At 44.0% G+C, this 19,488-nt stretch carries 22 protein-coding genes; 13 read left to right on the top strand and 9 right to left on the bottom strand.

Going from position 1 to position 19,488, the window contains the following annotated elements; translation table 11 throughout:
* Nucleotides 1-17: 17 nt before the first annotated feature.
* On the bottom strand, nt 18-1,388 hold the full coding sequence (gene hutW, locus KI742_RS08550; RefSeq protein WP_213901287.1) for a heme anaerobic degradation radical SAM methyltransferase ChuW/HutW: 1,371 nt from the start codon (nt 1,386-1,388) through the stop codon (nt 18-20).
* A gap of 160 nt (nt 1,389-1,548) precedes the next feature.
* Between hutW and KI742_RS08555 the strand changes: the two genes are divergently transcribed.
* The 6 genes from KI742_RS08555 to KI742_RS08580 are packed head-to-tail and all read left to right on the top strand — an operon-like array spanning nt 1,549 to nt 6,127.
* Entirely contained in the window at nt 1,549-2,292 is a 744-nt protein-coding gene (locus tag KI742_RS08555) for an energy transducer TonB (RefSeq protein ID WP_025998667.1), read from the top strand.
* Nucleotides 2,292-2,990: a MotA/TolQ/ExbB proton channel family protein gene (locus tag KI742_RS08560; RefSeq protein WP_145472135.1), complete on the top strand. Its 699-nt coding sequence runs from the start codon at nt 2,292-2,294 to the stop codon at nt 2,988-2,990. The genes KI742_RS08555 and KI742_RS08560 overlap by 1 nt, the downstream gene beginning before the upstream one ends.
* Entirely contained in the window at nt 2,987-3,400 is a 414-nt protein-coding gene (locus KI742_RS08565; RefSeq protein WP_005375322.1) for a biopolymer transporter ExbD, read from the top strand. Before KI742_RS08560 ends, KI742_RS08565 begins: the two co-directional genes overlap by 4 nt.
* 28 nt (nt 3,401-3,428) lie before the next feature.
* On the top strand, nt 3,429-4,298 hold the full coding sequence (locus tag KI742_RS08570; protein WP_285385776.1) for a hemin ABC transporter substrate-binding protein: 870 nt from the start codon (nt 3,429-3,431) through the stop codon (nt 4,296-4,298).
* 9 nt (nt 4,299-4,307) lie between these two features.
* Nucleotides 4,308-5,345, top strand: coding sequence for an iron ABC transporter permease (locus KI742_RS08575; protein WP_005375318.1), 1,038 nt, complete (start codon nt 4,308-4,310; stop codon nt 5,343-5,345).
* Nucleotides 5,345-6,127, top strand: coding sequence for a heme ABC transporter ATP-binding protein (locus KI742_RS08580; RefSeq protein ID WP_213885927.1), 783 nt, complete (start codon nt 5,345-5,347; stop codon nt 6,125-6,127). Before KI742_RS08575 ends, KI742_RS08580 begins: the two co-directional genes overlap by 1 nt.
* 112 nt (nt 6,128-6,239) lie before the next feature.
* Here KI742_RS08580 and KI742_RS08585 read toward each other — a convergent pair whose 3' ends face one another.
* Nucleotides 6,240-6,701, bottom strand: coding sequence for a TetR/AcrR family transcriptional regulator (locus KI742_RS08585; protein ID WP_005385033.1), 462 nt, complete (start codon nt 6,699-6,701; stop codon nt 6,240-6,242).
* 607 nt (nt 6,702-7,308) lie between these two features.
* Between KI742_RS08585 and KI742_RS08590 the strand changes: the two genes are divergently transcribed.
* Nucleotides 7,309-7,608 (top strand): YfcZ/YiiS family protein, encoded by a 300-nt coding sequence (locus tag KI742_RS08590; protein ID WP_005375307.1) that lies wholly within the window; start codon nt 7,309-7,311, stop codon nt 7,606-7,608.
* 88 nt (nt 7,609-7,696) lie between these two features.
* Here the strand turns inward: KI742_RS08590 and KI742_RS08595 are convergent, their stop codons facing one another.
* Entirely contained in the window at nt 7,697-7,969 is a 273-nt protein-coding gene (locus KI742_RS08595) for a YnjH family protein (protein ID WP_005375306.1), read from the bottom strand.
* A 319-nt stretch (nt 7,970-8,288) separates the two neighbouring features.
* On the opposite strand from KI742_RS08595, the gene KI742_RS08600 reads away from it, so the two are divergent.
* The gene (locus KI742_RS08600; RefSeq protein WP_238855475.1) at nt 8,289-8,888 is read left to right on the top strand and encodes a hypothetical protein; all 600 of its coding nucleotides are present in this window, start codon (nt 8,289-8,291) and stop codon (nt 8,886-8,888) included.
* A gap of 74 nt (nt 8,889-8,962) precedes the next feature.
* Here the strand turns inward: KI742_RS08600 and KI742_RS08605 are convergent, their stop codons facing one another.
* Nucleotides 8,963-10,072: a 1-acyl-sn-glycerol-3-phosphate acyltransferase gene (locus KI742_RS08605; RefSeq protein ID WP_005385027.1), complete on the bottom strand. Its 1,110-nt coding sequence runs from the start codon at nt 10,070-10,072 to the stop codon at nt 8,963-8,965.
* A gap of 191 nt (nt 10,073-10,263) precedes the next feature.
* Between KI742_RS08605 and KI742_RS08610 the strand changes: the two genes are divergently transcribed.
* The gene (locus KI742_RS08610; protein WP_167415897.1) at nt 10,264-10,872 is read left to right on the top strand and encodes an AraC family transcriptional regulator; all 609 of its coding nucleotides are present in this window, start codon (nt 10,264-10,266) and stop codon (nt 10,870-10,872) included.
* Between the two features lie 109 nt (nt 10,873-10,981).
* On the opposite strand, the gene KI742_RS08615 is transcribed toward KI742_RS08610, so the two are convergent.
* Together KI742_RS08615 and KI742_RS08620 are read right to left on the bottom strand one after the other, a co-directional pair.
* The gene (locus KI742_RS08615) at nt 10,982-11,464 is read right to left on the bottom strand and encodes a hypothetical protein (protein WP_017635276.1); all 483 of its coding nucleotides are present in this window, start codon (nt 11,462-11,464) and stop codon (nt 10,982-10,984) included.
* A 14-nt stretch (nt 11,465-11,478) separates the two neighbouring features.
* Complete coding sequence (locus KI742_RS08620) at nt 11,479-12,012, bottom strand: nicotinate-nicotinamide nucleotide adenylyltransferase (RefSeq protein WP_005375300.1); 534 nt, start codon at nt 12,010-12,012, stop codon at nt 11,479-11,481.
* Nucleotides 12,013-12,190: 178 nt separating this feature from the next.
* Here KI742_RS08620 and nadE point away from each other — a divergent pair, with 178 nt between their 5' ends.
* Nucleotides 12,191-13,021, top strand: coding sequence for an ammonia-dependent NAD(+) synthetase (gene nadE / locus KI742_RS08625; RefSeq protein WP_285385781.1), 831 nt, complete (start codon nt 12,191-12,193; stop codon nt 13,019-13,021).
* Nucleotides 13,022-13,121: 100 nt separating this feature from the next.
* Here the strand turns inward: nadE and KI742_RS08630 are convergent, their stop codons facing one another.
* Nucleotides 13,122-14,939 carry a hybrid-cluster NAD(P)-dependent oxidoreductase gene (locus tag KI742_RS08630; RefSeq protein WP_005385020.1) on the bottom strand — a complete coding sequence of 606 codons (1,818 nt, stop codon included), beginning with the start codon at nt 14,937-14,939 and terminating at the stop codon, nt 13,122-13,124.
* A 267-nt stretch (nt 14,940-15,206) separates the two neighbouring features.
* Here KI742_RS08630 and KI742_RS08635 point away from each other — a divergent pair, with 267 nt between their 5' ends.
* Both KI742_RS08635 and pyrC read left to right on the top strand, forming a co-directional pair.
* Complete coding sequence (locus KI742_RS08635) at nt 15,207-15,371, top strand: YqaE/Pmp3 family membrane protein (protein WP_005375297.1); 165 nt, start codon at nt 15,207-15,209, stop codon at nt 15,369-15,371.
* A gap of 155 nt (nt 15,372-15,526) precedes the next feature.
* Entirely contained in the window at nt 15,527-16,555 is a 1,029-nt protein-coding gene (gene pyrC / locus KI742_RS08640) for a dihydroorotase (protein ID WP_213961210.1), read from the top strand.
* Between the two features lie 95 nt (nt 16,556-16,650).
* Here pyrC and KI742_RS08645 read toward each other — a convergent pair whose 3' ends face one another.
* Nucleotides 16,651-17,556: a DUF808 domain-containing protein gene (locus KI742_RS08645; protein ID WP_017635279.1), complete on the bottom strand. Its 906-nt coding sequence runs from the start codon at nt 17,554-17,556 to the stop codon at nt 16,651-16,653.
* A gap of 172 nt (nt 17,557-17,728) precedes the next feature.
* Between KI742_RS08645 and KI742_RS08650 the strand changes: the two genes are divergently transcribed.
* Nucleotides 17,729-18,646 (top strand): M14 family metallocarboxypeptidase, encoded by a 918-nt coding sequence (locus KI742_RS08650; protein WP_285385783.1) that lies wholly within the window; start codon nt 17,729-17,731, stop codon nt 18,644-18,646.
* On the opposite strand, the gene KI742_RS08655 is transcribed toward KI742_RS08650, so the two are convergent.
* Entirely contained in the window at nt 18,641-19,429 is a 789-nt protein-coding gene (locus KI742_RS08655) for a helix-turn-helix domain-containing protein (protein WP_005385013.1), read from the bottom strand. The genes KI742_RS08650 and KI742_RS08655 overlap by 6 nt on opposite strands.
* Nucleotides 19,430-19,488: the final 59 nt, after the last annotated feature.

Raw genomic sequence — 19,488 nt, forward strand, 5'->3', positions numbered from 1 at the left:
TGTTCAATTTGTTTTCATTAATTATTGGATGCTTTCGGTACGGTTTCGTTCATCTCCGACGTGAGTACCTGAATACAACTTTGAGCCAATGACACTGCCCAGAAGCTGCCTGCAAGAGTAAGGACTGCGCTACGTTCATGTAGTTGTACTAAGCCTTTCGCTTGCCACACTTTAAATAGAGGCAATAAAAACCCGAACGCGTCCTCTCCCATAAATGATGGAAGTTGATTTGCTTGAACAATGCCACGGTCAAACGCAGATTTGAGTGTAGAAAAAAGTGGTTCTAGAGGGCTTTGCTTCATCATCATCGCGATGGTGCTTTGACCTTCTTTGACCGCTTTAATATAGGTCTCTAGTGTGCGGTGTTGCATCATCCCGTAGCCACCGATATTACCTCCAGCACCACAGCCAATTGGCAATACCTCTGCATAAGTCTTGGCTAAACTATTGTATAAACTACGCTCGCGGTTATCGATTGCCCAATGGTTCACACTCAGTTGCTTCATATGGTGTTTGGCCATAAAGTTCACACCGAGCTCATACATTCCCGCTTTTTCTGGTGTGGTCGCAGGTGGCGGGATTTTTCCCTTTTCTACGAGGTTGAGCATGGGAGCTGACCCGCCAACCACTAACTGATACAAATCCAGTCCGTGTGCGCCAGTCGAGAGGAAATCATTTAAATCTTGCTCTAACACTTCTTTGGTTTGATAAGGTAAGCCATAGAGTAAATCGATAATGACCGGAATTTTGTCTTCTTTGGCGATCTCGCTCACTCGTTTGAGGACATCTTCCCTATCATCTAAACGTTTTGCGCTGCGGCGCACTTGTGTATTAAAACTTTGCACACCAAAAGAGAAACGATTAAACCCACCCTCTAAAGCGCCTTGATACAACTCATCAGAAAAACGATTGATGCGACCTTCTAAGGTGATTTCGCAGTCTGCAGCCAAAGGAAAGTGGTCTCGGATAGCCTGGCCTAACACACGAACCTGTACTGGAGATAAATCCGTTGGCGTTCCGCCCCCGATATATACGGCGTGAAAAATACCATTTTGTGTCCAAGGTAATGCCGCTTTCTCTCTAAGCTCCTGCATTAATGCTTCAAAGTACTCATCAACCAGTGTGCGACTTGCAGCATTTTGAAAGAAGTTACAAAAAGTGCAACGAACGCGACAAAACGGAACATGAATATAAAGACAGCGTTTATTGGTCGCTTTAATTGAGTTAGCCGTAATACTCGAAAAAATCGCCTGTTGTTGAGACGAGGGCACAGGTACGCTCGCTCCCCCGGCATGTGCAGAATGCTTCTTAACAAAAGCAAATCGCAATGGATCAGGACTATCACTGCCCAACACTGATTCATCAAGCTTATCGATATCGACGCTCATATATACTCGCTTAACTCCCATCATGTAAGGGATGGAAGCTGATCATAAAAATTCTGCAAGAATCATAATTTGAGCGTAATGATAATGCAATTGATAATTGATCTTATTTCCATTGTAGGTAATAATCTGCCCAAGTTTTCATAGTTTCCCGAGATATTCCGTGAACGTACAAAGATATGTCATTGCAGGAGGTGCTTCCCTTGCCATCCATGCCGCACTTCTTTTTGTTTCTCAAGAGACAAAGGTGTTCGCGATGCCGGCTGGAAACCCAGCAAGTTCGGTGAGTCTAAATCTTGTGTCTGCTCCTCCCGCTGTCGAAAAATCTACACCAGAAAATGTAGCGCCACCAAAAGAGCAGCCTCAAGACCAACCTGAACCAGAAAAGAAGATTGTAAAAAAACAGGTCGTCAAGAAAGACGCTGTTAAGAAGAAGGTAGTAGAGAAAAAACCTGAACCGGTTAAACAATCTAAACCTAAAGCGGTCGAGCCCACCAAAACCGTAACAAAGCAAAAGGTTCAGCCCGAAGCGAAACCAAAGAAAAAAACGGAACCAGTGAAGAAAGAGACGGTAGCTCAACAATCCGCACCTGCGAGCCAATCCAAAGGGGCAACGTCTCAGCCTGTCTTGGTCGACAAACCAACGTTTGTGAGTCAACCAACACAACCCCGTTACCCAAGGTCTGCACAAAGACGCGGTATTGAAGGTGTAGCCTTGTATGAGATATGGCTAGATGAGAATGGTAACCAGATTAAACAGGTTTTGATTGAGTCTTCCGGCACAGAGTCGCTAGATGCCTCAGCACTTCGTGCGATCAAACAGTGGCAATTTACACCACATATTTCAGGTGGGCTAAAAGTCGCTCACCGAGTACAAGTACCTGTTCGTTTTAAGTTGGATGGATAATGGAACAACTACAAGAATTACAAACTCAATTTGGGCTGATGACATGGCCTTTGATCATTTGCTCAGCTCTAACCGTGATGATCATCGCCGAGCGATTATTCCATGTGTTAATTAGCCTTGGTGTAGGAAAGCGAGCCATTCGCCAAAAGCTCACAGGATTAGACCCAACAAATGGGAGCGAGCTTGAAGCACTTGCTGAAGAGTTGTCGAATAAGAGGCCGCTTCTGTACCGTGGTGTTGCGATGTTGCTTGCTCATCATTCTTTCTCGAAATCTTTAAGAGAAGATGCCGCAGGTATTTGGCTGCAAGAAAAACGCCATCAGCTGCATTCCGGCCTTCGTTTGCTGACGCTGATTGGTGTCATCAGTCCTTTAATTGGCTTGCTTGGTACGGTGCTTGGCTTAATTGACATGTTCAAAGGCATTGCGGTTTCAACGGGGAATATCACTCCGAATGATTTGGCTGACGGCCTAGGTCTTGCTATGCGCACCACTGCCGCAGGTCTCATTATCGCACTTCCTGCTATTTCAGGAGCGCAGATCATTGGTTTGTGGGCGGATCGTGTAATCGCCAAGCTTGAGCACACTTTAAACTACGTCAACTTATGGCTTGAAGGTATCTCGTTACAGCATGTCTCGCCAGACCACTCAAAAGTAACACTGCGCTCTTCTGGGAAGATTGAGGCTGCAACTCAATGATTAAAACACCACAAGAAAATAGTCGTAACGGTTTAACCCCCGATTTAACACCGCTGTTAGACATTATTTTTATCGTCATGGTTTTCCTGATGTTAACCGCAGCGGTCAAACTCGATTCATTAGACGTCAATTTACCGAGCACAGAATCTCAGGCTGTTGCAGATGTCGATAAGCAATCCATCACGGTAAATATTCTTAAAGACGAGCCTTACTGGGCTATTAACGGCAAGACATATATCGATTGGGACAACTTTACCCTCGCGCTGTTAGAAGAGAGTAAGTCAAGCGATAAACCGATTGTAATTGGAGCAGAAAAAACCGCGAATATTCAGTCGCTAGTACAACTTCTCGGCTTTTTACAAGAAAACGGAATTCAAGCTACTCAGTTACTCACTGAAGAGCCATCATAAAAATAAGTAAGATAGAGATCCTTTCAAAATGAAGAACATACGCATCACTATTCAAGCTGTTGTCACGGCAGCTCTTTCCCTACTTGCGAGTAGTCAACTTTTTGCCAATGAAACGCCATCCTCAGAGCGCGTTGTTAGCGCAGGCAGCGCCGTCACTGAACTCTTGCTTGAACTCGACGCTAAAGATAGCTTGGTTGCTATCGACGTCACCAGTCAATTACCAAAAGAAATGGAACTGCCTAAAGTGGGCTACCATCGTCGTCTTTCAGCGGAGGGGTTGCTCGCCTTACGTCCGACAAAAGTCATTGGTTCTGATGAGATGGGGCCGAAAACAACATTGAGCCAATTGAAATCGGCTGGCGTAGATGTAGAAATCGTTAATACTGATGCAAATGTCGAGGGCCTTTATCAACGTATTGATCAAATTGCGAACCTTATGGATCGCAAAGCTCAAGCTGAAAGCTTAAAGCAAGATGTCCAGGCGCAAGTACAAGCACTCAATGCAAACCAACCTGTTCAAGCGAAGAAAAAGAAAGTGCTCTTTCTGCTGATCCATGAAGGGCGACCTGCAAATGTTGCGGGCTCACAAACAACACCCGATGCAATTATTCAACTCGCCGGCGGACAAAACCCAGCCGCTACACAACTCTCGTCTTACAAGCCTCTATCCACAGAAGCGATGGTAGAGATGCAGCCTGACGTGATTCTTGTTAGTGGTCGCAGCTATGAAACGTTGGGTGGTGCCGATGCAATTTTAAAAGCAATGCCGCTTCTTGCTGCAACACCCGCTGGAAAGAACAAAGACATCATAACGATTGATGGCCATGCTCTGGTAGGTGGTTTGGGCCTTAAAAGCCTTGCAGAAGCTAAACGCTTGAATGCACTGCTTTACCCATAGAGACATGACATGTTGTTAAGACGCATCCCCCTTTCAACGACGTTATCAGTGCTTAGTGGATTTTTAGCATTTATTGCTATCGCCTCTATTACCGTTGGCCCAATGAACATTAGCTTTGCTGACAGTTTGCGTAGCCTAACGGGAGGCAGTTCTGATCTCGCTCCTCACATTCAGTTGGTCATTAACGAAATCCGATTGCCTCGCACCATTTTGTGTATGTTCATCGGCGCCATTTTGGCAATTTGTGGTGTGGTTATGCAGGGCTTGTTCCGTAACCCATTAGCCGAGCCTGGTATCATTGGTGTGTCTGCTGGCGCTGCTCTTGGTGGTGCATTCGCTATTGTTGTATTTGCTGAATTTAGCCAAAACTATCCGCAACTAATGAACTTAGCGGCTCTGCCTCTTTTTGCTTTCCTTGGCGGTGCACTAACGACTATTCTCGTTTATAAACTCGGCACAAGTAAGTTTGGTACCTCAGTTACAATTATGTTGTTAGCCGGCGTTGCCATCAGCGCGCTCTCGGGTGCTGCGATTGGCTACATGAACTTTATCGCAGATGATCAGATGCTGCGAGACTTGACGCTTTGGTCGATGGGCTCATTAGCTGGTGCAAATTGGTCAGGGATTGCTCTATCTGCTGTAACACTCGTCATCCTATTGCTCTGGTTTCAGAAGAAGTCGATGGCGCTGAATGCTCTGTTGTTAGGGGAATCAGAAGCAAGACATTTAGGAGTTCCGGTTCAAAAACTCAAACGTCAGCTTATTTTACTTTCTGCACTGGGTGTTGGTATTACGGTGAGCATCAGTGGTGCAATTGGCTTTATTGGGCTCGTGATTCCTCACTTAGGGCGCATGCTCGCTGGGCCTGACCATCGAACGCTATTACCAATATCTGCCTTAATGGGAGCACTGCTTCTTACTGCCGCAGATATGTTTGCTCGTGTTGCCGTGGCACCAGCTGAATTACCAGTTGGAATCGTGACCGCATTGATTGGCGCGCCCTTTTTCATCTACTTATTGTTCCAGCAAAAAGGGAAGATTTTGTAATGAACCAGATCGTTTTATCGGGGAAAAACATTTCGATGACGTATGGCAACCGTGTGGTGCTCGATGACATCAACATTGATATCCGAGCTGGTGAAGTGACCGCCCTACTCGGCCCCAATGGCGCAGGTAAAAGTACTTTGCTCAAGCTTCTATGCGGTGAGATCTCTTCGAATCATCACATCACCTACTTCGGTAAACAAAAGCATGATTGGGAGCCTGAAAAAAGCGCCAAACATATTGCAATGCTCCCGCAGCACAGCACCTTAACCTTCCCATTTCTAGCCAGAGAAGTAGTAGAGCTGGGGGCAATACCGCTATCACTGTCCAATAAAGAAACCACTAAACTGGCTTTACATTACATGGAACAAACCGACGTATTGCATTTAGCAGAAAGCCTGTACCCGTCTTTATCTGGTGGAGAAAAGCAACGACTGCATCTAGCACGAGTGATGACACAACTACATCAATCTGGCGAAAAACGAATCTTAATGCTTGATGAACCTACCTCAGCGTTGGATCTCGCCCACCAACACAACACGTTAAAGATTGCTCGTGAAACGGCAAAAGCACAAAACGCAGCGGTGGTTGTGGTGTTACATGACTTGAATCTAGCCTCTCAGTACGCAGACCGCCTTGTACTCTTGCGTAACGGGAAACTAGTTTGTGATGACACGCCATGGAATGCACTAACGTCAGAGCGCATTGAGCAAGTTTATGGCTATCGATCTATTGTGACAAAACATCCGACGCTAGACTTCCCTCAAGTGCATGCCGCAGCATAAAGCGTATCTCCTCTAAGCCGTCTCTAAAACACTTCGATACGACAAAGGCCCGCAATATGAGAGTTGCGGGCCTTTGCTTTGATAGTGGCAGAATTTGGTGCTTTAAAGGCTATTACTTGCTCATTTGGATCAATGATCGACCAATCAACCACTCAAGCTCTTTGTCACCACCCGCACCAAACTGGCTTTCAACCATTTTGTATAAGCGGTCAATACCATTAGCAGCAAATTCTTGCGCATTTTCAGCGGTGACAATGTGATGGAATAGCAGTCGTAAAATCGCGAGAAACTCAGCATCTTCCAGCGCTTTAATCCAACTTTGTGAAAATGCATTTAATCCTTTATCAAACTCTAAGTGTTCAATAAACATTTTAAAGATACGGCCATCCAGTGCGGCGGTGAAGTCCGTTTTCTTAGGGAAGTGATGGCTAATACCGGTACGCGATATACCTGTCTGCTGGCTTAGCGTCGTGTACGACATTTTGTCGTAACCTAATCTGAGTAGCTGATCAATAACGGCATCCATGATCTTTTGGATAGTGATTTCGGTATCTTCTTTACTACGCTTTGGCATATTTTAAGCTCTTCTCTTTGTAAATCCATCTAACTCACTATTAAATGAGGCCAGAATGAAATCATTCTTAGCATTATACCCGGCTCGCCAATGCGGTTCGATTAGCGAAAACCTAGAAATCAGGTTGCTAAGCGCTGCACTTGAAAGCGCTTTGGGTATATGTATTGCGACTATTTAATATCATGTCGAGTTCCAAACCATAACGTCTTTACACTGCGTAATGTGTAATTTTCAGTTATGTTTTTGTCAATACATGCTACTCAAAATAAGGCGAAAAGTTAGTCTCATCAAAACCTTGCGCCAATTATTCATCGAAACTATTCAAAGACCAAGAATGATAATTATTAAAAATAATCAATCAAGAAATAGTCTTATAAATTAACCATTAGTTCAACTGGACTGAGCAAAATCTCGTCACTATGTTCGTTAATTGATTTTAAATGTTGATATATATCACATTAACGTTCTTGATGATTTAGTAATCCAATCTTTAACCCTTACTTAACAAGTGCCTATTCTGTTCCTTTTTTACGCAAAAGTCGTCATTTTTGTAGATACAGATCAAATACCTGATAGAATACCCTTAGTATTTACAAGAGGATTCGTTATGAGTGTCGAATTAGAAAAAAACCAAGTATGTGAGGCCTGCGGCTGTGCTGGCGAGATTGGCTTTATCATCAAAGAAGGTGACGAAGTTGCCGACGTAACGGTTTTCGCACAGACAAAAACAGAGCTAGAGTCTGAACTACAAAAATACATCGAGCTCGCTAAATCAGTATGTGCTGATGTTGAATACAATGTTTCAGAAATAACCGAAGAATCGAACCAAGCGACGGCTCGATTCAAATTTGAAGTAAGTGCTGAAAAACTTATCTTTGAATTAAAAACTCGCTCACTCGCGCGTTAATGAAAAAAGCGAGCATGATGCTCGCTTTTTATTTTTCCAATCTCTTAATCTTAAACCGCTCTAAATGAAACAGACAACTTCGGCGCGTTTATTTATCTTTTTTGAACACGACCCACTTTAACGAGCCATTGGTTTCAAAATCGTTCTCAGCGGTACACATCAGTAATACGCCTTCAACATTAATCACGGCCCCTGTGGTGTAGGCTTTATCATCGTAGTAACAGATACGCTGACCTACCTTACCGTCAGCAACTATTAGCGCTTTGTTTTCTGGTGTACTGTATGATTTAGCAAAAACGGAACCCGACAGCAGTACTGCAAAAACACCAGCGGTAAAAATAGATACACTTTTTAACTTCATGAAAATCTCCCTCAAACCTCAATAATACTAACAAGGACCCTTGTGAAGTTCTTGGAAGAATCTCATATTATTCAAATATCTACTGATATTTTTCTCACCTCTACACTTGGGTCTGCTTCACATTCAATCATTTAATTTATCTCATTTTAGTAAGCTTGAAGTTACTTAGCTCAGTAAAGAAGCGCACACTTTTAACGTGTATCTCTAATTTGAATATTTAAGTTATGAATCAAAAACTGTGAGCAAAAAATGCATAATAGGTTTATTTAAGTATAAGATAAGCACCTGTTGATCTCGGTATTTAACTAACTCTTTGACTATGCGTTTTGTTTCCCTATGCATTACTTCAATCCTGCTCTGCTCGTCTCCTTTGGCATATGAGCTAGATTACTATTCTAAGTTTGGTCACATCGATAATTACGGCAATCTTGATCTTAGAAACAAGCCTTACACCCAACTCCCCTCTGGCCTAGTGGTAAAGGGCAACTTAAACATCTCACAAACCCCTATCAAAACCTTGCCTAAAGGGCTTGATGTTGAAGGCAGTCTGGAAGCAACTAACAGCGCACTCAAAGTTATTCGCTCAGGAACAAAGATAAAAGGCTATGCAAACCTACTAGGTAGTAAGATCGAAAACTGGCCTAAAGGCATCAAACTAGGCGGTTACCTAAATCTGACAGATACACCGTTAAAAGCGCTTCCAGCTAAACTTCGAGTAAAAGGTGATCTAAGTGTTATTCGCACTCCCATTTCTGCACTTCCTGAAGGATTGGTGGTTGATGGTAATCTTTATATTGGAGGATCAGCGCTGAAAGTATTTCCAGACACAATGACGGTGAAAGGGAATATCTATTTAGGTGGTAACAGGATCACCAAATGGCCTAGCAATTTAACCCTTGGTGGCGCCGTCGCACCTTAAAGAGCAGATAAACAAAAGCCCCGGCAGGCCGAGGCTTTAAGGCATTCTGAATCAACAGAGTTCAGTGACGAAGATTACTCTTGGTTATTCACAGGATTAGCATAGCTCGCCACCAAATAAGGTCTTGCGCCTTCAGGTAGCTGATCCAACTTATCCGCGAGATGACGCTTAACTGCTTCCGTAATGATGCTCGAATCTTCATGCCCAGCAGCTAACAAGTTGATTGGGTACAACTTGTAGTTGTTGTGAATTTGGCGGTCGATTTCACCAGCAAGAGATTCCGGCGTTTCAAACTCTTGCTCAATCACATCACCAAACGCAACATGTACACGGCCTTTATAGCCAACGATACCTTGAATGATGCTTTCGATATCTTCAAATTCGCCTTTTTCATAGCGGCCATTTTCTGCTTTTTCGTACAGCTCTTTTGCTTTGGCAATGTCACATGGATCATTTTCATAGGCAATCGAGACAGGAACGATTTTCAAAGAACGCGTGTACTCACCAAAACTGATTTTTTGTTTACGACCTTCGACATGGAACATTTTTAAAATCGCAGGATCAGTAAAGTCGTTTCCATCTTTAGCACGACCTTCCTTTTGGGCAATCCAAATTGAATTGCCAGTATCAAGCGAATGTTTGATATAGCTTGACAGTTGTCCCAATGCTTTCATCATTTCTCTAGGCGCTTTAGCAGAGCGCTTAACGATGAAGCTCTTATTGAGTCGCATCAATTCTGTCGCACATGGCTTCTTCAGCAGGTTATCGCCAATCGCTATACGAACTGTACGGTGCCCACTTTGGTACAAGCCATAATTTACGAGCGCAGGGTCCATCGCAATATCACGGTGGTTAGAAACGAATAGGTATGACGTGTTTTTATCCAGCTTATCCAAACCAGAAAAAGTGACGCCATCCGTTGTCTTATTCAATGTATCTTTCAGATACTTCTTCACTTCAATCTGAATTGCTTCGACAGAATCAAGCTTGCTCCACTTGGCTTTCAGGTAGATGCGCAGGATCGGGCTCATTAGCGTTTTGAACCACGCTGCTTTATTAGCAAAGCGATGTTCTAGGATAGCAGTGATAAATTCATCATCTTGGATTAGACGATCCAGCGCTGCTGGAATTTCTTCGTCGTTGTAAGGACGAATTTCAATATAAGGATCGGTATTGGCTGTCATTGTTCATTACATATCAAAAAAAGCTGGCACATTTTACGCATAGTTTTGCTGACAAGCAGCATTTCAACCCATACTTTTAACATGGTCATACCAGTTAAGCCACCATTTATCATGCTAAAAAATTCTCTCAGCAGGTTGGAATCGTATGGGTTTAACGTTACCCTTAGCGCCAAAAAACACTGGTACTCATAATGAACTACGCAATTGAATTTCACGACGCTAAATACCCCTTTCTTGATGTAGCTGCGCGTAAAAAAGCATTGAAGCACAGTCTACTGTCTGTCATCGAAGGGTTAGCCGTCATTAAATTGGGTAAGCAGGAGTATGCCATTGAACCAGGCCAATATTTTTGGATTCCTCAAGGATGTTTGAGCTCCCTCACCTTTTTACCTAATTCTCGTGTATATCGTTGTGATTTTTCTGTGCGTTTAAATGACGACTTCTCACAACAGGCGGGCTTTGTGAAGCCTTCACCGCTACTCAAAGCGCTCGTCGAGAAGCTAGCAACAACTGCCGAACGCTCGGATCTGCAAACCGATCTACTGACAGTAGTAAGACATGAAATATTGACGCTGTCTCCTAAACTAGCGCACTCAACGTTAACGAGAACCATCAATCAATGGACTCCTGGCTGTGACATGAATATTTCTAAAGAGCTTTGCTTGGTACTAACACTACGTGAAGCAAGAAAAATGAAACTGTCGGGGAAGAAGGAAGAGCAAATTGTTGACTCTCTTTTTGCTGGTAACACCGAAGAATATGAACAGCTTTGCTTTTTAGTCTTTGGAGAAGCGCTATAACTTGCTCTTCAACAAGCTACGTGTTCAGAATTACGGACACAGAAAGTAGATTAAAACAAAAAGGGCGTACATTGATAATGTATGCCCTTTTTTCATTTGCTTGAGATGCCTAGAAAGGTACTTCTATCTGCATCATCCAGTCAGCGTCATAATATTCGTGCCAACGATAATCAAACCGCATTCTTGGCTGTCCGTCGGATTTATCACCAAAACCGACGCTGAACATCAACCCGTGACTACGAAGCCACTCTTCTGTATCCATTTTACTCTCTTCGTCTCGGAGCTCTTCCGGCATCCAAAAACCAAGACCAAAGTAATTCTTTTCTAAGTTTTGAGTTAGAAGTGGGGTGTCTTCCGGCTTAATCGCCCACTCCTCCCAATAGTTTTCTGTTGGTCCTTCAAGCTTCGCTTCCGCTGCATACCAAATCAATGCTTCAGTACTTAACACGCCGATGGAATCTAAAATTTCTTCACAGATTGGAAGCGTGTTATCTTCAAACACCACGGAACGATCAGAAAAATAGTTACACGCGGAATGAGCTTGTGTCACCACAAGCAGCGCACATGCACTAAATAAAACGACTCTGACCATGAAAATCTGACCTCTCAGTTCCCAGACAATGTTTCTCTGTATAAGCCTTTACTAAGTAATAAATCACGTACGGAAGGTGTTGTATAGGCGCCGATCTCTTCACCCTCGGCCAATGCTTTGCGAATATCCGTGCTTCTGACTTTTACTTTTTCAGGACATGCCATAACAGTCCAACGTTCCGTAATCTCTTCAGCTCTACTAAATTTAGCAAATTTGAAGAAATTATCAGGACCAATGACAAAAGTTATATCGGCAGTTGGGTAAATTTCTTGAATTTTTTCTAACAACGCATAGGTCGTCACACTTTGTCCAGGTTGGTATAAAGCTTGCTCTGCATCAGAACGCTGAACATTAGAAAGCCCCATATCCTTGATGAACGCGTCAACCATTTTGCACCGAGTTGGGTAATCAAGCATGTTCTTGCCCCAAGCGTGTGCAATGCTTGGCTCAAGTAGCACAAGATCAAAGTGGCTCAAAGACTCAATAACACTTTTATGCCCTAAACTAGGTGGGTTAAATGCACTACCAAAAATGGCGATTTTTTTCATATCCGGTGATTACCTGGTTGAAGAGAGTTTTCTAATCTGATGATTTCGGTATGATACTACTAATCTTTACAGCTTTTGACCCTAAAGTCGCGTTTAATGAGCCTCAACTGTATGGTTTATCACCATTTGAGCAAATGCGCTTTAGAGTCTGAAATATTTGCAGGAAAAGGAACCCTAAATGGAACAATCCATCCGTGACGAAATGCGCGTACTCCCTTCAATTGATCCGCATTTTGAAATTGAACGCCGTGTCGCTTTTATTAAGCGTAAATTGCAAGAAGCGGGCTGTAAGTCTCTTGTTCTTGGCATCAGCGGTGGCGTTGACTCAACGACATGTGGTCGTTTAGCTCAGTTGGCTGTAGACCAACTAAACGAAGAAGCGGGCAACAATAGCTACCAATTTATCGCAGTTCGCCTGCCTTACGGGGAGCAAAAAGATGAAGATGAGGCTCAGCTCGCTCTGTCTTTTATCCAGCCAACCCATTCTGTATCGGTGAACATCAAAGCAGGTGTTGACGGGCTTCATTCGGCTTCTCACGTTGCATTAGAAGGCACAGACCTTCTACCAACTGATGCAGCAAAAGTCGACTTCGTAAAAGGCAATGTAAAAGCGCGTGCTCGCATGGTTGCTCAATACGAGATCGCGGGCTACGTAGGCGGCCTTGTTCTTGGTACTGATCACTCAGCAGAAAACATCACTGGTTTCTACACTAAATTTGGTGATGGCGCTTGTGACATGGCACCATTGTTCGGATTAAGTAAGCGCCAAGTTCGTGAAGTGGCTGCTACATTGGGTGCACCTGAGCAACTAGTGAAGAAAGTGCCAACGGCAGACTTAGAAGAGCTTGCTCCACAGAAAGCAGACGAAGATGCCCTACGCCTAACTTACGAGCAAATCGACGACTTCTTAGAGGGCAAACCTGTTACACAGCAAGTGAGTGACCGTCTGGTAGCGATTTACAAAGCAACGCAGCACAAACGCCAGCCAATCCCGACGATTTACGACTAAGCGATATTTTCAGCTCTCTTTAAAACTCAAAACGCTGCTAAAAATAGCAGCGTTTTTTTGTCTAGGAACAGTTTTTGTCGAATGACAAAGTTGCTCTCGCCTAGTTGGTTACTGTTACGTCCGTCTCTGGCACAGCACAACACGCCAACACGGTTCCCATTGCACGTTCCTCATCAGTCAGCGCGGGCACGTCCGGATGATGAACTTGCCCCGACGTAAGCTGAACTTTACACGCGCCGCATAAGCCAGCACGACAGCTATTGCTGATGACCTTCCCAGCATCTTCGAGCTGATCTAACAACGTTTTTTGGTTGTTGCCTACGACTTTAGCTCCATTAAAGTCAATAGCGAGACTTTTCTCTGGCTTTGACGTAAGAGAAGAAACTCCAAACGCTTCTTGATGGTAGTTTTCCTCTGGCAGCCCTTTTCTTAGTAGAAGACTTTTTGCTTTATCCATAAAGCCATCCGGGCCACACACAAACACCTGCCGCTGTTCAACATCTTTGATTTGCTTAATGTGTGACAAACTTAAACGCCCTTTCAAACCAAACCAATCAACAGCAGGTTGCGTTAAACAGACTTTTACTTCTAGCCCTGGGTGCTCACGCTTTAACTGCTCCAACTCTGAGCGACAAGGAATATCATTCTCGGTGCGACATTGATGGTAGAAAACCACATTATCCAACTGATTGTGATCCGCTAAGTAACGCACCATTGATAACATTGGTGTTACTCCGCTACCCGCAGAGAGTAACAGCAGAGGCTGCGCTTCATGCGTTTTAAGGTGGAACTGACCGTCAGGTTGTTCTGCCTCTAAAACATCACCGACTTGTAAGTTGTCTAAGAGTGAGTTAGAGACTCTTCCACCCGCGATACGCTTTACAGAAATAGCATAACGACCCGGGCGAGAAGGACTGGATGATAAGGTATAGCGTCGACCCACTTTCTTACCATCAATATTCACCTCTATTGGCAGGTGTTGTCCTGGCAAGTAATTAGGCAACGAACCTTTGTTTGGCTCTAACCATAAGGTCACAAAGTCTTGGGCAATTTCTTCACGCTCAACACATGTAAGCTTCATGCGCACTGGCGAGTTATCTGCGTAAAACTCCGGCTCTTTGTACTCCAATACTTCAACTTTATCGCCTTGACGAATAATGCCTTCATTTCGCGCGACAAGATTCTGGCCAAAGAACACACCACCGACATCGTTTGCACGGAACTGTTGCAAGGTTTTGAGCGGCTCTTTGCTCTCACGGAATGTGCCTCTTTGGGTATTCACCGTAGTCAGGATACAGCGCTCGCAAGGTTTGAGAGACTCAAACTCTACCTCACCGATTCGTATGCGCTTCCATGAATCTTCTTCAAATGGCTTAGTATCAGAGACAACTAAGTTAGTACGAAACTGATCCATTGAGTGTAGCTCTGAACTTCTTCGGTTCAGCTCATCAAGTGAAGCTTGGCTGATCACTAAAACCGGATAACCATCAGCAAAACTGACGTTTTGACCTAGCTTTTCACGGACACGATTCGATTGCTCACCACTAAACAACAACTCAACGCGCTGCCCCAACACACGACTAAACCAGTCATCTGCATCATCTGTCGTGGTATAGGCAGTAAACGTATCTTTCCAAACCGTTGCAGGTGTCTCCTGCATTTTGAAATCTTGGTAACGGATTTTAAGTGGCTCCATACCCAAACTACTAAACACCACTCCATCGGACAATAAGGCAGACTTAATGGTTACCATTTGCGGATACTTTCGCGCAGTGATCATCGAGCCATCAGCTTTCGCAATCATAAAGCGACGATCGAAGCTCAATCCTTGCTTCTCAACCCATACGGACGACAGCGATAATCCGCCAACTGACTTAACCGGAAAAACATTAATTTGGGATAAAACGGGTTGCGACATAGCCTTCTTCCTACGGGTGTTTTTTATTTGTTGCGGTATTGTATACTCAAATCACATTAAGTTGCAGAGTCTGCTGCCTCTTCATCCATTTCAACTTTCTCGAAACCATATTCTTATAAATTTGGTTTTAGTGACAAGTATTTACTACACTCAATATTCGCGTTTTTTAACACCGTTCTGACCAAATACCGTTTGATAAAGTGTGATACGACACACATAATTCACCCAAGTTATCACTACTCCCATTTATCGATTTGGAGCTTAATTATGGATACAAGAAAACTGGTTCTGATTTTGTTATGTATCTTTCTTCCGCCTGTCGCGGTGTTTATGGAGAAAGGTCTAAATAAAGACTTTTTGATTAATCTAATATTGACGTGTTTCTTCTTTCTACCAGGTACGATCCACGCGCTTTGGTTAACAATGAAGTAACCACTTACACTCTCACTCTTTATAAAATTGAAAAATGGGATGAAATATGAGGGCAATTCCTCTATCATCCTGTCGCCTAAGCGCAAGCGTTTGCTCAAAAGCAAATACGGCGCTTAGGCTCCAATCAGACAACTTTTCAATGGTGGGAGCAATTAATGACAACACTGACTATCACTCGTCCTGACGACTGGCACGTTCACTTACGCGATGGGGAAGTTCTTAAAGACACCGTTCGCGACATCAGCCGCTACAATGGCCGTGCGCTGATTATGCCAAATACCGTCCCACCTGTTACTACAACTGAGCTCGCCCTAGCCTACCGTGACCGAATTCTCAAAGAGCAACATGGCGAACAGTTTGAGCCTTTAATGGCGCTTTACCTTACAGATAACACGACACCAGACGAAATACGTAAGGCTAAAGCAACCGGACACATTGTTGCTGCCAAGCTCTATCCTGCAGGCGCTACCACAAACTCAGATTCCGGTGTGACCAATGCGAAGAACATTTACCACGTTCTCGAAGCGATGGAAGAAGTAGGAATGTTACTTTTGGTTCATGGGGAAGTAACACATCACGATGTTGATATCTTCGACCGAGAGAAAGAATTCCTTGATACTGTCCTCGCTCCTATCGTCAATGACTTCCCTAATCTTAAAATCGTTCTAGAACATATCACCACCGCCGACGCAGCAAACTTCGTTAACAACGCCTCAGACAACGTAGCGGCTACCATCACTGCCCACCATCTTCTTTTCAACCGTAACCACATGCTTGTGGGTGGTATTAAACCTCATTTCTACTGTTTGCCAATTCTTAAGCGCGGAACCCACCAGCAAGCGCTGATCGAAGCAGCAACTAGTGGTAGCAAGAAGTTTTTCCTAGGTACAGACTCAGCGCCACATGCGAAAGGGGCAAAAGAATCGGCTTGCGGTTGTGCTGGTTCTTACACTGCACACGCAGCGCTAGAGCTTTATGCAGAAGTCTTCGAAAAAGAAGGCAAGTTGGAAAACTTGGAAGCTTTCGCAAGCTTCAACGGTCCTGATTTTTACGGCATTGCACGTAACAAAGATACGGTAACGTTAGAAAAATCCGCTTGGGATGTGCCAGAAACGATGCCATTTGGCAATGATATCGTTGTGCCTATTCGAGCAAATGAACAGATCGAGTGGAAAGTGAAGTAAGTACTTTACTGACGTTTCACCCATAAAACAGGGTCATGCTTTTTGTAAAAAGAAGTCATGACCCTTGTTATTATCGTCTCATGTTTTAGATGTGATTATTGACCACGAAGCTTTTCAACCATCGTCCATACCGCAACCACAACCAACCCCGCCACAAAGCCGATAATACCGTTCAATAAAATAGGCAAAATGGCTGTAGCAACCGAATAACCACTAAAGTTCATAATAATCGGCTCTACAAAGTGATGAATGGCTGGCACGTTGTGCACCACAATTCCTCCACCCACCAAAAACATCGCAGCAGTTCCTACAATGGTTAACAACTTCATCAACTTTGGTGCAAAAGCGACCAAGGCCCCTCCGACTTTCGCTACCCAACCTTTACCGTTTGAGCGACTTTCAAGGTAAAGGCCTAAATCATCTAGCTTCACAATCCCAGCGACTAGTCCATAAACTCCAACCGTCATAATCACTGCAATTAAACTGACAACTAAAATTTGCGTAACAAGACTGGCTCCTGTCACGGTACCTAACGCAATCACGATGATCTCTGCTGAAAGGATAAAGTCTGTTCGAATCGCACCAGAAACTTTACGCTTTTCATACTCTTCTATCGACTCGCCAGTATTAACTAGCTCCTCTTTTTCTTCGTGCGGATGCGAGTGAGGAAACACTTTCTCAAGTACTTTCTCTGCCCCTTCAAAGCAGAGAAATAAGCCGCCAATTAGCAATAATGGCATAATAAGCCATGGAATAATCGCGCTAATAAGTAAAGCTGAAGGAACTAAAATCAATTTATTTTTGAATGAGCCTTTTGCAACCGCCCAAACCACTGGAATCTCTCGCTCAGATGCAACACCAGACACTTGTTGAGCGTTTAACGCTAGATCATCTCCCAATACACCTGCGGTTTTCTTTGCCGCCATTTTTGACATTAAGGCGACATCATCAAGCACCGTGGCAATATCGTCCAACAGTGTGAGTAAACTTGCTCCAGCCATTTTTTGTCTCTTATATGAAATTGAGTAAGTAACAAAATGTAACACCAATGAATCACTCATCAAAGTGATGATTTTGCAAAGAATACCACCCCAAATGGTGTTTTATATTGCCGTATAGATAAGACAGGTCTAGTCTTGTGATACCTTTCAGCAGTCAAAAGAAAAAGTATAGATGAAAAGTGGATACATTTACCCGATCGGTACTCCTGGCCAACCTTGGAACAAAGAAGAACGTAAAGCTTGGTTAGCAACGCAAGAAGTAAAACGTAGCTACCAAGATGAAGTCGTCAGTAAAATCGATGCCCTACGCGAGCGTTTTGATGTTGAACAATATGGTGCGCTCTCATACAACGAGGCACGCTTCCCTCTGTTTTGTATCAAAACACGCAATTGGGATTCAACTAAACCTGCTGTGTTGGTCACAGGCGGCGTGCACGGTTACGAAACCAGCGGTGTACATGGCGCATTAAAGTTTGTAGAAACAGAAGCAGAGCGCTATGCAGAGCATTTCAATATTGTCGTTGCACCCTGCGTAAGCCCTTGGGGTTACGAGGTGATCAACCGCTGGAATCCAAACGCGATTGATCCAAACCGCTCTTTCTATAAGGATAGCCCTGCCGAAGAGTCCGCTAACCTCATAAAGCTAGTTGCAACTTTAGGCGATGTGTTAATGCACATTGATCTACATGAAACGACAGATTCTGACGAAACTGAGTTCCGTCCAGCCTTAGCTGCTCGTGATGGTATTGAGTACATTGAAGGTATGATCCCAGATGGCTTTTACACGGTGGGAGATAGTGAAAACCCTCAGCCTGACTTCCAAAAAGCGGTCATTGAGTCAGTTGCAAAAGTGACTCACATTGCACCAGCAGATGAAAACGGCGAAATCATTGGTTCACCCGTCGTACAGTTTGGCGTTATCAACTACCCAATGGTAAAACTGGGCCTGTGTGGCGGCGTAACAAATTGCGTTTACGGCACGACAACGGAAGTGTACCCAGACAGCCCAACAGTGACCGACGAAGAATGTAACGATGCACAGGTTGCAGCCGTGGTGGGTGGTTTGAATTACATAATCGCTCAGCTATAACAATCGATTCTTGTATTGCTCCGGTGTCATGCCGGAGTATTTCTTGAACATCGCGATAAAAGGGCTAGCTTGGTTATAACCTAACGTCAGAGCGACTTCTTTCACAGTCTGCCCTTTACGCAGCAACTCCATAGAATGTAAATATCGCACACGTAAGCGCCACTCAGTAAAGCTCATGCCCAACTCACTCTGGCAATGTCTCGCTAACGTGCGTTCTGTGGTATGCACTTTTGCCGCCCACTCCGCCAAACTGATCTCATCCGTCGGCGATTCTTCTACTGCTTTTAAAATCGGTTCAAGATACTTATTGTCGGTAGTCGGTAAAAAGTGATGTTCGACTTCTTGCTTTGCAAGCTGGTCCAATAACACTTGTACCAAGCGCTTGTCTTCATCAGTTTGCGCCACGTTAATGTCTCGCTGACGAAAGTCCTCAATAATAGATGACACGATTGGAGTCACTTTGATCAAGCTCGTTTTAGTTGGAAAATGCGCCGTCAATTCAGGGGCAATGTTCAAAGAACAATATTCGATTGGCTTACGGTTGTAGCTAGTGTGACGAATTCCGGCGGGAACCCAAATAGCAAGATGTGGAGGTGCTAGAAATCTTGTGTCTTCTGCATCCATCTCCAGAATCCCACCGCTGATCAGTTGCACTTGCCCCCAAGGGTGGCTATGAATTCGTGTTTCTGTATTAGAGAGAAACGCTTCGAAATTCATAAATACATCTGATGGCGCACGATCGATTGATAAGGAGGGGTGAAGATTTCTGGCGCTCTTTTTCAAAATTGTCTTCCTATCGCTTACGATGTCTTTTAAGAGATACTTTTTATTATAAAGACCTG

The sequence above is a fragment of the Vibrio sp. D417a genome, assembly GCF_030248595.1.
GTDB lineage: Bacteria > Pseudomonadota > Gammaproteobacteria > Enterobacterales > Vibrionaceae > Vibrio > Vibrio alginolyticus.